Annotated in this window: 12 protein-coding genes; 4 read left to right on the forward strand and 8 right to left on the reverse strand. The window is 63.8% G+C overall.

Annotation, left to right across the window (positions count from 1 at the left end):
- Positions 1-56 precede the first annotated feature (56 nt).
- From ACSZPK_RS00905 to ACSZPK_RS00925, 5 genes are all read right to left on the reverse strand, one after another.
- Positions 57-1,151 (reverse strand): polyamine ABC transporter substrate-binding protein, encoded by a 1,095-nt coding sequence (locus ACSZPK_RS00905; protein WP_437879519.1) that lies wholly within the window; start codon positions 1,149-1,151, stop codon positions 57-59.
- Positions 1,152-1,344: 193 nt separating this feature from the next.
- The gene (locus ACSZPK_RS00910; RefSeq protein WP_437879520.1) at positions 1,345-2,445 is read right to left on the reverse strand and encodes a polyamine ABC transporter substrate-binding protein; all 1,101 of its coding nucleotides are present in this window, start codon (positions 2,443-2,445) and stop codon (positions 1,345-1,347) included.
- Between the two features lie 170 nt (positions 2,446-2,615).
- The gene (locus tag ACSZPK_RS00915) at positions 2,616-3,980 is read right to left on the reverse strand and encodes an aspartate aminotransferase family protein (RefSeq protein ID WP_437879521.1); all 1,365 of its coding nucleotides are present in this window, start codon (positions 3,978-3,980) and stop codon (positions 2,616-2,618) included.
- A gap of 55 nt (positions 3,981-4,035) precedes the next feature.
- Positions 4,036-5,394, reverse strand: coding sequence for a glutamine synthetase family protein (locus ACSZPK_RS00920; protein WP_437879522.1), 1,359 nt, complete (start codon positions 5,392-5,394; stop codon positions 4,036-4,038).
- A gap of 28 nt (positions 5,395-5,422) precedes the next feature.
- The gene (locus tag ACSZPK_RS00925) at positions 5,423-6,175 is read right to left on the reverse strand and encodes a gamma-glutamyl-gamma-aminobutyrate hydrolase family protein (RefSeq protein WP_437879523.1); all 753 of its coding nucleotides are present in this window, start codon (positions 6,173-6,175) and stop codon (positions 5,423-5,425) included.
- A gap of 278 nt (positions 6,176-6,453) precedes the next feature.
- On the opposite strand from ACSZPK_RS00925, the gene ACSZPK_RS00930 reads away from it, so the two are divergent.
- The gene (locus tag ACSZPK_RS00930; protein WP_437879524.1) at positions 6,454-7,833 is read left to right on the forward strand and encodes a glutamine synthetase family protein; all 1,380 of its coding nucleotides are present in this window, start codon (positions 6,454-6,456) and stop codon (positions 7,831-7,833) included.
- Positions 7,834-7,956: 123 nt separating this feature from the next.
- Complete coding sequence (gene aguA, locus ACSZPK_RS00935) at positions 7,957-9,057, forward strand: agmatine deiminase (RefSeq protein ID WP_437879525.1); 1,101 nt, start codon at positions 7,957-7,959, stop codon at positions 9,055-9,057.
- 22 nt (positions 9,058-9,079) lie between these two features.
- Here aguA and ACSZPK_RS00940 read toward each other — a convergent pair whose 3' ends face one another.
- Positions 9,080-9,574, reverse strand: coding sequence for a DUF523 domain-containing protein (locus ACSZPK_RS00940; protein WP_437879526.1), 495 nt, complete (start codon positions 9,572-9,574; stop codon positions 9,080-9,082).
- 2 nt (positions 9,575-9,576) lie between these two features.
- Complete coding sequence (locus tag ACSZPK_RS00945) at positions 9,577-10,185, reverse strand: 2OG-Fe(II) oxygenase (protein WP_437879527.1); 609 nt, start codon at positions 10,183-10,185, stop codon at positions 9,577-9,579.
- Positions 10,186-10,313: 128 nt separating this feature from the next.
- Between ACSZPK_RS00945 and ACSZPK_RS00950 the strand changes: the two genes are divergently transcribed.
- Complete coding sequence (locus ACSZPK_RS00950; protein ID WP_437879528.1) at positions 10,314-11,084, forward strand: hypothetical protein; 771 nt, start codon at positions 10,314-10,316, stop codon at positions 11,082-11,084.
- A 28-nt stretch (positions 11,085-11,112) separates the two neighbouring features.
- On the opposite strand, the gene ACSZPK_RS00955 is transcribed toward ACSZPK_RS00950, so the two are convergent.
- Positions 11,113-12,078 carry an alpha/beta hydrolase gene (locus ACSZPK_RS00955; protein WP_437879529.1) on the reverse strand — a complete coding sequence of 322 codons (966 nt, stop codon included), beginning with the start codon at positions 12,076-12,078 and terminating at the stop codon, positions 11,113-11,115.
- A gap of 93 nt (positions 12,079-12,171) precedes the next feature.
- On the opposite strand from ACSZPK_RS00955, the gene ACSZPK_RS00960 reads away from it, so the two are divergent.
- Positions 12,172-12,759 carry a DUF6436 domain-containing protein gene (locus tag ACSZPK_RS00960; protein WP_437879530.1) on the forward strand — a complete coding sequence of 196 codons (588 nt, stop codon included), beginning with the start codon at positions 12,172-12,174 and terminating at the stop codon, positions 12,757-12,759.
- Positions 12,760-12,762: the final 3 nt, after the last annotated feature.

The following is a 12,762-nucleotide window of genomic DNA, read 5'->3' on the forward strand; positions in this document are numbered from 1 at the left end:
TAATCAAACTCCCGAAAATATCAATCGTGTCCGGCCATGCGGCCGGGCAGTGGAACTCATTTACCCGTTTTGACCTTGGTCCAGCTGCGGGTCATCAGCCGCAGGATCTTCGGCGGCAGCTCGGCACTGACATAAAGTTTGTCCAGCACCGCCTGCCCTGGGTAGACCGATGGATCGTTGCGTACGTCCTGGTCCATCAATGCGCTGGCCTCGAGATTGGGGTTGGCGTAGCCGACATAGTCGCTGACCTTGGCGATTACCGCCGGATCGAGCAGGTAGTTGATGAAGGCGTGGGCCTCCTTGACGTTACCGGCATCGACTGGCACGGCCAGCATGTCGAACCACAGGTTGGCGCCTTCCTTGGGAATCGCGTAGGCGATTTCGACGCCCTTTCCGGCCTCCTCGGCACGCGCCTTGGCCTGGAAAACATCGCCGGAATAGCCGAAGGCCACGCAGATGTCGCCATTGGCCAGGTCGGAGATGTACTTCGAGGAGTGGAAATAGGTCACGTAGGGCCGCACCGCCAGCAGCTTGGCCTCGGCCTTCTTGTAGTCCTCGAGGTTGGTGCTGTCCGGGTTCAGGCCCAGGTAGTTGAGCATCGCCGGGAACACTTCGTCCGGCGAATCCATGAACGACACACCGCAACTGGTGAGCTTCTTGATGTTCTCCGGTTCGAACAGGATTGCCCAGGAATCGATCTTGTCGACGCCCAGCGCGGCCTTGACCTTCTCGACGTTGTAGCCGATGCCGTTGGTGCCCCACAGGTAGGGCACCGCGTACTGATTGCCCGGGTCATTGACCTCGAGTTGCCTGAGCAGCGCCGGGTCGAGGTTCTTCCAGTTCGGCAACTGAGCCTTGTCCAGTTTCTGGAAGGCGCCCGCCTTGATCTGCTTGCCAAGGAAATGGTTGGACGGCACCACCACGTCAAAGCCGGTGTGCCCGGCCAGCAACTTGCCCTCGAGGGTTTCGTTGGAGTCGAAGACGTCATAGACCGGCTTGATCCCCGTGGCCTTCTGGAAATCGGCCAGGGTGGTTTCGCCGATGTAGTCCGACCAGTTGTAAATATGCACCGAGGGCTCGGCCTGGGCTGCAGCGGCGACGCCCAACGTCAGCGCTGCACAGAACAGGGTATTGCGTACGTCGATCTTCACAGGTCACCTCTTGTCATCATGGCCGGCCGCCGGTCTGGCGGTACGAGCATTGGCAATTTGAAGGTACATGCCTTATCCAGCCGTCCGCTCACGCGCCTGGAAAGCGCAGGCGTGGCGAAGGTAGCAATCGGGATAAGGCATGTGCCCTCCTGGCGAGTCTCCGGCGGGAGCACCCGCCGGAGGGTGTCGCTGCTTACTTGCCGGACTTGATCTTGGTCCAGCTGCGGGTCATGGTCCGCTGCACGTTCGCCGGCAGGTCCGGGAAGGCGTACAGTTTTTCCAGGGTTTCCTTGGTCGGGTAGACGCCCGGGTCGGTACGGATCGCCTCGTTCACCAGCGGGGTCGCGGCGGCGTTGCCGTTGGGGAACTGAACTTCGTTGGTGATTTCCGCCATGATTTCCGGCTTCATCAGGAAGTTCATGAAGGCGTAGGCCCCTGCCGGGTTCTCGGCGTCGGCCGGGATCGCGACCATGTCGAAGAAGGTACCGGCGCCTTCCTTCGGAATGTTGTAGCCGACCTTGATCTTGCCGCCGGCCTCTTCGGCACGCGACTTGGCCTGGTACACGTCGCCCGAGTAGCCGACCGCTACGCAGATGTTGCCGTTGGCCAGGTCACCGATGTACTTCGAGGAGTGGAAGTAGGTGATATACGGACGGATCTTGAGGAACAGCGCCTCGGCTTCCTTCAGCTCCTTGGCATCCTGGCTGGTCGGGTTGTAGCCCAGGTACTTGAGGGCGATCGGCAGGATTTCGGTCGGCGAATCGAGGAAGGAAACGCCGCAGCCTTTCAGCTTCTCGATGTTCTCCGGCTTGAACAGCAGGTCCCAGGAGTCGATTGGCGCGCCGTCGCCCAATGCGGCCTTGACCTTGTCCGGGTTGTAGCCGATGCCGATCGAGCCCCACATGTAGGGGAACGCGTACTGGTTGCCCGGGTCGCTGACTTCGACGGTCTTCAGCAGGTCGGTGTCGAGGTTCTTCCAGTTCGGCAGCTTGGACTTGTCCAGCGGCTGGTAGACCTTGGCCTTGATCTGCTTGGCCAGGAAGTTGTTCGAGGGCACGACGATGTCGTAGCCGGATTTGCCGGCCAGCAGCTTGGCCTCCAGGGTCTCGTTGGAATCGAAGACGTCGTAGACGACCTTGATTCCGGTTTCCTTGGTGAACTTGTCGACCGTGTCCGGAGCGATGTAGTCCGACCAGTTGTAGACGTGCAACACCTTGTCGTCGGCCTGGGCCATACCGGCAACGGCGCCCGCCAGGGTCATGGCGAGCAGCGTCTTACCGAAGGTCTTGATCATGCGGGTTAGCTCCCTTGTCGTTTGAAGTATCCGGGCTGGCGTCGCCTGGGCGACGCACCTCCCGGTGAGCCTGGCCAACGCACGGGGCGAAGTCTGGCAAGGTATGGCACGCCGCTCAAGCTGTCGCGCCATCGCCTTTGGCATCGCCGCCATGCCGATAACGCGGCGACTTACGCCAGTACGTCCCGAGCGGTGAGATCCAGGCACTTGCGTGCCTTGTCGACCAACTCGTCGATTTCACTTTCGCTGATCACCAGCGGTGGCGCGATGATCATGGTGTCGCCCACGGCGCGCATGATCAGCCCGTTGTCGAAGCAATGGCCGCGGCAGATCATGCCCACGCCCAGGTCGCTCGGAAAACGCTCGCGGGTCTGCTTGTTCTTCGCCAGTTCGATGGCGCCCAGCATGCCGACTCCACGGACCTCGCCCACCAGCGGATGATCCGCCAGTTCACGCAAACGCTTCTGCAAATACGGTGCCGTTTCGCTTTTTACCCGCTCGACGATTTTTTCCTCGCGCAGGATGCGCAGGTTCTCCAGGCCGACCGCTGCCGCCACCGGATGGCCCGAATACGTGAAACCGTGGTTGAAGTCGCCGCCGTCGTTGATCACCTGGAACACCTTGTCGCTGACGATCAGGCCGCCCATGGGCACGTAGCCCGAGGTCAGGCCCTTGGCGATGGTCATCAGGTCCGGCGCGTTGCCGTACAGATCGCTGCCGAACCACTCGCCGGTACGGCCGAAACCGCAAATCACTTCGTCGGCGACGAACAGGATGTCGTACTTGGCGAGAATCTCGCGGATACGCGGCCAGTACGTGTCTGGCGGGATGATCACGCCACCGGCGCCCTGGATCGGCTCGGCGATGAACGCGGCGACCTTGTCCTCGCCGACGTCGAGAATCTTCTTCTCCAGCTGGTCGGCGGCCCAGATGCCGAACTCATCCGGGCTCATGTCGCCACCCTCGCCGTACCAGTAGGGCTGTGCGATGTGCTCGATGCCGGGGATCGGCAGGTCGCCCTGTTCGTGCATGTACCTCATGCCGCCCAGGCTGGCGCCGGCCACGGTGGAACCGTGGTAGCCATTGAGGCGGCTGATGATCACCTTCTTCTGCGGCTGGCCCTTGAGCGCCCAATAATGGCGCACCAGGCGCAGCATGGTGTCGTTGCCCTCGGAGCCGGAGCCGGTGAAGAACACATGGTTCATGCCGGCCGGCGCCACGTCGGCGATGGCCTTGGCCAGCTCCAGCACCGGCGGGTGGGCGGTCTGGAAGAAGGTGTTGTAGAACGGCAACTCGCGCATCTGCTTCGCCGCGGCCTCGACCAGTTCCTCGCGGCCATAACCGACCGCCACGCACCACAGGCCGGCCATGCCATCGAGGATCTTGTTGCCCTCGCTGTCCCACAGGTACACGCCATCGGCCCTGGTCACGATGCGCGGGCCTTTCTCGTGCAACTGCTGGTAATCGCTGAACGGCGCAAGATGGTGTTCGCGGCTCAAGGCCTGCCATTCGCGGGTTTTGGCGTTGTTCGACATCACTTTTCTCCATTGCGTCGCAGCGCCGGACGAGTCCCGGCCGGCGCCACGCGGGTCAAACGGACAACAACAGGAATTCGCGCTCCCAGGAGCTGATCACCCGCTTGTAGTTTTCGTGCTCGGCGCGCTTCACCGCGACGTAGCCGCGAATGAATTTCTCGCCCAGGTACTTCTCGGCATCGCGGCAGGCCTCCATGCGCTCCAGTGCGCTCTCGATGGTCACCGGCAGGCGCAGGTTGCGGCGCTCGTAGCCCCGACCCTTGACCGGCGCGCCCGGCTTGACCTCGTCGACCATGCCCATGTAGCCGCACAGCAGGGTCGCAGCCAGGACCAGATACGGGTTGGCGTCGGCACCGGCCAGGCGGTTCTCCACCCGGCGGTTCTGCGGCGTCGCCTCAGGCACGCGCAGGCCCACGGTACGGTTCTCCTCGCCCCACTCGACGTTCACCGGCGCCGAGGTATCCGGCAGGAAGCGGCGGAACGAGTTGACGTTGGGGGCGAACAGCGGCAGCAGTTCGGGGATGTATTTCTGCAGGCCACCGATGTAGTGCAGGAACAGCTCGCTCATGCTGCCATCTTCGTTGGAGAAGATGTTCTTGCCGGTCTTGATGTCGATCACGCTCTGGTGGATGTGCATGGCGCTGCCCGGCTCGTCGGTGATCGGCTTGGCCATGAAGGTCGCCGCCACGTCGTGCTTGAGCGAAGCCTCGCGCATGGTGCGCTTGAACACCAGGATCTGGTCGGCCAGGTGCAGCGCGTCGCCGTGACGGAAGTTGATCTCCATCTGCGCCGGGCCTTCCTCGTGGATCAGCGTGTCGAGGTCCAGGCCCTGCAGTTCGCACCAGTCGTACATGTCTTCGAACAACGGATCGAATTCGTTGGCAGCGTCGATGGAGAACGACTGGCGACCGGTTTCCGGGCGCCCGGAGCGGCCGACCGGCGCCTCCAGCGGGAAGTCCGGGTCGCTGTTGCGCTTGGTCAGGTAGAACTCCATCTCGGGGGCGACGATGGCCTGCCAGCCGTGGTCGGCGTACATCTTCAGGACTTTCTTGAGGATGTTGCGCGGCGACAGCTCGATGGGGTTGCCCTGCTTGTCGAAGGTGTCGTGGATCACCATCGCGGTCGGCTCGACGGCCCAGGGCACGACGAATACGGCGTTCTCGTCCGGGCGGCAGAACATGTCGATGTCCGCCTCGTCCAGCAGTTCGTAATAGATGTCGTCCTCGACGTAGTCGCCGGTCACGGTCTGCAACAGCACGCTTTCCGGCAGGCGCATGCCTTTCTCGTCGAGAAACTTGTTGGTCGGCGAGATCTTGCCGCGAGCGATACCGGTCAGGTCGCTGATCAGGCATTCGACTTCGGTGATCTTGCGTTCTTTCAGCCAACTGGTCAGTTGGTCGAGCTTGTTAGCCATAAAGACCTCAGGGTTGTAGAGCCATCGCTCAACGTTGCCCCGCCCGCTTCCTGCACGCCTCGCCGAAGGCACGGAAGATGGCGAGATAATTCGGGTTGTCACGCACTTGCCATTCGGGATGCCACTGTACGCCAAGGGCGAAGGCCGGCGCCTGCTCGACCGAGAACGCCTCGATCAGGCCATCGGGCGCCAGCGCTTCGACACGCAAGCCCGGGGCCAGGTGCTGGACGCCCTGGCCGTGGATCGAGTTGACCGCGAACTCGCCCGGCAAGCCGAGCCCGGCCAGCACGCCGCCTGGCTGCACCCGCATGGAGTGGGCGGGGCCGTATTGGACCTCCAGCGGCTGATCCTGGGGCTCGCGATGATCGAGCATGCCTTCGACCTCGTGAACCTTCTGGTGCAGGCTGCCACCGAAGGCCACGTTCATCTCCTGGAAACCACGGCAGATACCGAGCACCGGCACGCCCGCCTCGACCGCCTTGCGGATCAATGGCAGGGTGGTACGGTCGCGTTCAGGATCATGAGGCGTGCCAGGTTCGCTGGCGGGCCCGCTATAGTGATGGGGTTCGACATTGGACGGCGAACCGGTGAACAGCAGGCCGTCAAGATTTTCCAACAGGCTCGACGGGTCGATCAGGTCACCCAGCGCCGGGATCACCAGCGGCATGCCTGCCGCCGCAACGACCACCGCGCGAAGGTACTTGTCGCCCACGATATGGTAGGGATGCAGACCGATCTGCTTGGTGCAGGCGGTAACGCCGATCAACGGCATGCGCGACATGAATCACCCGTTTTATAGCTGTTATGAAAGGTGAACCCGAGATTAGCCTTGTTCATTTTTTTAGACAATAGCACTGTAAAAAATTGAACACGGCCGAATTCGTCACTGATAGTAAACTGGCAAAAACAGTGTGGCAGTGCCCATAAATGCCGCAAAAATGGCTTCAAAGCCCCATCATGGGGCAAAAACAGGAGCTATTGACAGCGTATGGGCTTTCGGATTGACTCACGATCATGCTCTTGGATGATTGAAATTTTTAACAACAAAGGTGTTGCATCATGTCGGTACCCCCGCGTGCCGTTCAGCTTAACGAAGCGAACGCGTTCCTTAAGGAACATCCTGAGGTCCTGTTCGTCGACCTTCTCATTGCAGACATGAATGGCGTGGTGCGCGGCAAACGCATCGAACGCAACAGCCTGCATAAAGTGTATGAAAAAGGCATCAACCTGCCCGCCTCGCTCTTCGCCCTGGACATCAACGGCTCCACCGTGGAAAGCACCGGCCTCGGCCTGGACATCGGCGACGCCGACCGCATCTGCTTCCCCATTCCCAATACCCTGAGCAACGAACCCTGGCAGAAGCGCCCCACCGCGCAATTGCTGATGACCATGCACGAGCTCGACGGCAAGCCGTTCTTCGCCGACCCGCGCGAAGTGCTGCGCCAGGTGGTGGCCAGGTTCGACGAGATGAACCTGCGCATCTGCGCCGCCTTCGAGCTGGAGTTCTACCTGATCGACCAGGAAAACGTGAACGGCCGGCCGCAACCGCCACGCTCGCCGATCTCTGGCAAGCGCCCGCAGTCGACCCAGGTCTACCTGATCGACGACCTCGACGAATACGTCGATTGCCTGCAAGACATGCTCGAAGCCGCCAAGGAGCAAGGCATTCCCGCCGACGCCATCGTCAAGGAAAGCGCCCCGGCGCAGTTCGAGGTCAACCTGCACCACGTCGAAGACGCTCTGAAAGCCTGCGACTACGCCGTGCTGCTCAAGCGCCTGATCAAGAACATCGCCTACGACCACGAGATGGACTCGACCTTCATGGCCAAGCCCTATCCCGGCCAGGCTGGCAACGGCCTGCACGTGCACATCTCGCTGCTCGACAAAACCACCGGCCGCAACATCTTCAGTGCCGATGATCCCCAGGAGAACGCCGCATTGCGCCACGCGATCGGCGGTGTCCTGGAGACCATGCCCGCGTCGATGGCGTTCCTCTGCCCGAACGTCAACTCCTACCGCCGCTTCGGCGCCCAGTTCTACGTGCCGAACGCGCCGAGCTGGGGCCTGGACAACCGTACCGTGGCCGTTCGCGTACCGACTGGCAGCGCCGACTCGGTGCGTATCGAACACCGCGTGGCCGGTGCCGATGCCAACCCGTACCTGATGATGGCGGCGATCCTGGCCGGCATTCACCACGGCCTGACCAACCAGATCGAGCCCGGCGTGCCGATCGAGGGCAACTCCTACGAGCAGCTCGAGCAAAGCCTGCCGAACAACCTGCGCGACGCCCTGCGCGAGCTGGACGACAGCGAAGTGCTGAACAAGTACATCAGCCCGGACTACATCGATATATTCGTGGCCTGCAAAGAGAGCGAGCTGGAGGAGTTCGAACACTCCATCTCCGACCTTGAATACAACTGGTACCTGCATACCGTTTGATTGCCGGTAACCTTCGATGAACAACGCTGGAGGCTGGAAAGCCGAACGTTCGCGCGTTCAGCCGTCCAGCCTCCAGCGCTGTTTTCGAATACCGCCCGCCCTCGACACCCTGAGGAAAACCCCATGCCCACCCTGACCAGCACCCCGCGCGCCGACGGTTTCCACATGCCTGCCGAATGGGCAGCCCACAGCCAGACCTGGATGGTCTGGCCCGAGCGCCCGGACAACTGGCGCCTCGGCGGCAAGCCCGCGCAACAGGCCTTCGCCACGGTGGCCAGGGCCATCGCCGAGTTCGAGCCGGTGACCGTCTGCGTCTCGGCGAGCCAGTACGAAAATGCCCGCGCGCGCCTGGATCATCCGGCCATCCGCCTGGTGGAAGTCAGCACCGATGACGCCTGGGTACGTGACACCGGCCCGACCTTCGTCATCGACGACGCGGGCGAGGTGCGCGGCGTGGACTGGAGCTTCAACGCCTGGGGCGGTTTCGATGGCGGCCTCTATGCGCCGTGGAACCGTGACGACCAGGTGGCGAGCAAGATCCTCGAAATCGAACGCTGCGCGCGCTATCGCACCGAAGGTTTCGTGCTGGAAGGCGGCTCGTTCCACGTCGATGGCGAAGGCACCCTGATCACCACCGAGGAGTGCCTGCTCAATCGCAACCGCAACCCGCACCTGTCGCGCGAAGAGATCGAGAATGTGCTGCGCGAACACCTGGCCATCGACACGGTGATCTGGCTGCCGGACGGCCTGTACAACGATGAGACCAATGGCCATGTGGATAACTTCTGCTGCTATGTGCGCCCTGGCGAGGTACTGCTGGCCTGGACCGACGATCGGAACGATCCGAACTATCCACGCTGCCAGGCCGCCATGAAGGTGCTGGCGAACGCCCGCGACGCCAAGGGTCGGCAACTGACCGTGCACAAGATCCCGATCCCGGGGCCACTGCACGCCAGCGCCGAAGAATGCGCCGGTGTCGATATCGTCGCCGGCAGCCAGGAGCGTGACCCCGAGGTGCGCCTGGCCGGCTCCTACGTCAACTTCCTGATCGTCAACGGCGGCATCGTCGCGCCCCGCTTCGACGACCCGCGGGACGACGAAGCGCTGGCCATCCTGCAGCGGACCTTCCCCGCTCATCGCGTGGTGATGGTGCCCGGCCGGGAAATCCTCCTCGGCGGCGGCAACATCCACTGCATCACCCAGCAGCAACCGGCGCCACGCTGAACGATCTATGAGGCATGCGCGCCTACGGAACCCTCTCCAGCAGCGCCAATGCCTCGGCCGCCTCATCGAGCTGCTGCTCGTTGAACACCATCACGCCCTCGCGCCGCAGCAGCGCGGCCGTCACGCCTTCGCCAGCGACCAGGGTGCCGCTGAAACTGCCGTCGTAGGTACGCTGGTTACCGCACGACGGGCTGCGCGACTTGAGCACGGCGATACGCACGTCATGCTCGCGGGCCAGGCCCAGGGCGATCCGCGCGCCGGCGACGAATTCGGCGGTGACGTCCTCGTCGAGGTTGTTCACCACCAGGCGCCGCCCATCGAGCACCTGCTGGCCCTGGCCACCGGGAATCTCGGCCGGCGCTCGCGGCGTCGGCAAGCCTCCGGCGACTTCCGGGCAGACCGGCACGATGCGCCCTTCCAGTTGCCAGCGTTGCAGGTGATCGAAGGGCCCGTGGCAACCGCCGTCGTAGCGCACCGGCTGGCCGAGCAGGCAGCGACTGACCAGGATCCTGTGCATGTTCAGCGACGACGGAACCAGCCGGTCAACGACAGGCGGTCGCGGCTCGCCGGCAAGACCTCGTGGGGCATCTCCGCCGACATGAACAGCGCCAGGCTGCCGGCCTGGGGCGGCACGTCGAACGGTTCGCCGCCATCGGGATAGAGACGCAGGGCGCCGCCCTCTTCAGGCGCCCAATCCTGGTTGAGATAGAACACCGCCGAGACGGTACGCCGGTCATCGTCGCGGAAACGGTCCAGGTGGCGGCTGTAGAACGCACCCGGCGGATAGAAGGCGAAGTGGCACTCGTAATCGGCCAGGCCGATGAACAGCGCCCTGTTGAGGGCTTCGCGCAGGGCATCCATCACCGCCAGGTACCGGTCGCAGGCCGGATGCTCGCCGTTTTCCAGCCACTGGATGCGGTCGCTGCGCACATTCTCGCGCACCGCCTGGCCACCGCCGCGCCCCACCGAGGCAGGCGCCAGCGCACCGAGTCGCGCGCGCTTGCGGCACTCATCGGCGAGTTGCAGGGTCAGAGCCTCTGGCAGGCAGCGTTCCTGCCAGGACCAGCCACGCGTGGCGAGGTCATCGATGATCCGTGGCAGGTTCAGGTTGTTCAGGTCGTCGTGCATGCCGCGATTCTACCAGTGCCGTCGCTGCCCTCGACAAGCGCGATGGCGCCCCGGAAAATGCCAAGGGTCTGTTGCCGTTTCGACACGGCCGCGACGGCAACAGACCCCAGGCCCAACAGGAGTTATCCATGCGTGTCGTGTTCGCTTTCCTGATGCTGCTGTGCAGCGCCCTGCCCGCCCTTGCCGACGATCATGATCGCCTTTACCAGGCCGCTGGCTGGCCCGAGCAGCGCAGCCATTTCAGCGATGCCCTGAGCGCCGCCCAGCAGCGCTACAGCAAAAGCCTGCCACCCGCCGTGTACCAGGCGCTGGTCGACAACAGCAACCGCCGCTTCGCGCCGCGCGCCGTGGAGCAACGCGCCCAGGCCATGCTGCGGACTCAGTTGCCGAATCCCACGGCCGCCCTGCAATTCTTCCAGTCGCCGCTGGGCCGCAAGATCGTCGCGGCGGAAGTGCTCGCCACCCGTAGCGACCAGTTGGCCAAGAATTCCAAGGGCCTGCCCCAGGTCGAGGCCAGCGCGACCCGCCGCCTGCTGGTGCGCCACCTCGCCGAGGCCCTGCCGATCCAGGAAGGCGCCACCGAAGTGAGCATGGCCCTGGCCGGCGTCGCCGCCGACAGCCTGAGCCAGATGGTGCCCGGCCTGCTTGGCGGCGGCCAGGCCCAGGCGCTGCTCAACACCCAGCGCGAACAACTGCGCCAGCAGATCGGCAACGACCTCGACAACACCCTGCTGCACGTTTACCGCGAATTGTCGGATATCGACCTCGACGAATTCGTCACCTTCGCCCAGTCGCCCGATGGCCAGGCCTATTACCAGGCCGCCCTGGCCGCGATCCGCGCCGGGCTGGCCGCCGATGGAGCCGGTAGTGGCGCGACCTCGGCGAGCAATGGCTACTGATTGTCGCGGGGGAGCGTGATCGGCGCCGTCAGCGCTCCAGCCGCTCGCCCAGGAACTCGAAATACTGCCGGCGCAACGCCACATCTTCGTTGACCAGGTGATGCCGCGCGGTCGGCATCTGCAGGATTTCCGGCCGGTCGAACTTGCTTTGCAGCACCCGCAGGTTGTGCCGCCACTCCACGGTCATGTCCGCCTCGCCCTGCACGATCAACGGCCGCAAGGCACTGCGCGGCGCCTTCTCGATGCGCGGAATCCAGCGTGCCAGGGCACCGACCCAGGCCGTCGGCAACTGGCGCGGCTGCAGGGGGTCGCGGTTCTGCACGAAGTCGAGGAACTCCAGGTCGGTGGAGTTCTCGGTGAAACGTCGCGCAATCGACGACTTGAACGGGCGCAGCAGGTGATAGGTCACCCGCGAACGGCCCCAGGCCCGTGGCCTGACCAGCGGCGAGAGCAGCACGATGCGGCCCATTTCCTCGCGCGGCTCGCCATTGAGCAGGTGGTCGACGAGGATGCCCGCGCCGGTGCTCTGCCCCGCCAGGTGCCACGGGCGCGGCAGATCGAGGGCCGCCGCCTGGGCGAACAACCCGTCGAGCGTCGCCTGGTAACGAGAAAAATCGTCGATGCTCGCCCGTGGCCCGTCGGACAGGCCATGACCCGGCAGATCACAGCCGATCACCGCGAAATTCATCGCCAACGCCCAGTCGACCAAGTGCCGGTACAAGCCCATGTGATCGTAATAGCCATGCAGCATCACCAGGGTCGCGCGCGGACGTTCGGGCGTCCACAGTTGCACGGCGATACGCAGGCCATCGAGATCGAAACCACCCAATCGAGTACGCACCCCCTGCCGTTGTGCATCCAGGTCGAGGCCATAGTGGCGCTGGTAGGCCTGGCTGTCCGCGCAGGGCACGGCAACGGCATCCAGGGGGCACAGGCACTGGCGCAGGCGGTCCGGCTGAAAGGGTTCGAGGGTTGGGCTGGAGATGATCGTCATCGAATTGACCGGAAGCAAAGGTGCGGTCGTTCGATATTCTGCTGCGCAGCGCGGCATGGCAAGCTACGACTCCGTATACCTGCCGGACCGGTCATGCTCGCGCCACGCCAGAAAAACCTGCTGTTCGTCTGCCTCGCCCTGCTCTGGGTCGCGATCATGCTGGCGGCCTTCTGGTGGTTCGAGATGCGCTATATCCGCCCGTTCGATGGGCGTACCCAGTTGTTTTCCGGGCAGACGCTGAGATTGCCGCCTGATCTGGCAGGTCAGGACACGATCCGCGTCGTGCATTTCTGGGACCCTGGCTGCCCCTGCAATGTCGGTAACCAACAGCACCTGGCGCAATTGCTCGAACGCTTCGCGCCACGCGGCGTACAGTTCTACGCCCTGCGCAAGGCCGGCAGCCACGGCCAGTTGCCGCAGAACCTGGCCGGACTTCAAAACATCGACGAGTTGCCCGGCAGCCAGGACCTGCCTGCCAGCCCCGCAGTGGCGATCTGGGGACGCGACGGCCAGCTCGCCTATTTCGGCCCCTACAGCGAGGGCGCGCTGTGCAGCTCGGACAACAGCTTCATCGAGCCCATCCTCGAAGCGTTGGTCGACGGCCGCCCGGTCAAGGCGGACAGCACCCTGGCGGTGGGCTGCTTCTGCGACTGGCCGGCAAGCGGCCAAGAAAGCCATTGACCG

The organism is Pseudomonas sp. LRF_L74 (genome assembly GCF_965644255.1).
GTDB lineage: Bacteria > Pseudomonadota > Gammaproteobacteria > Pseudomonadales > Pseudomonadaceae > Aquipseudomonas.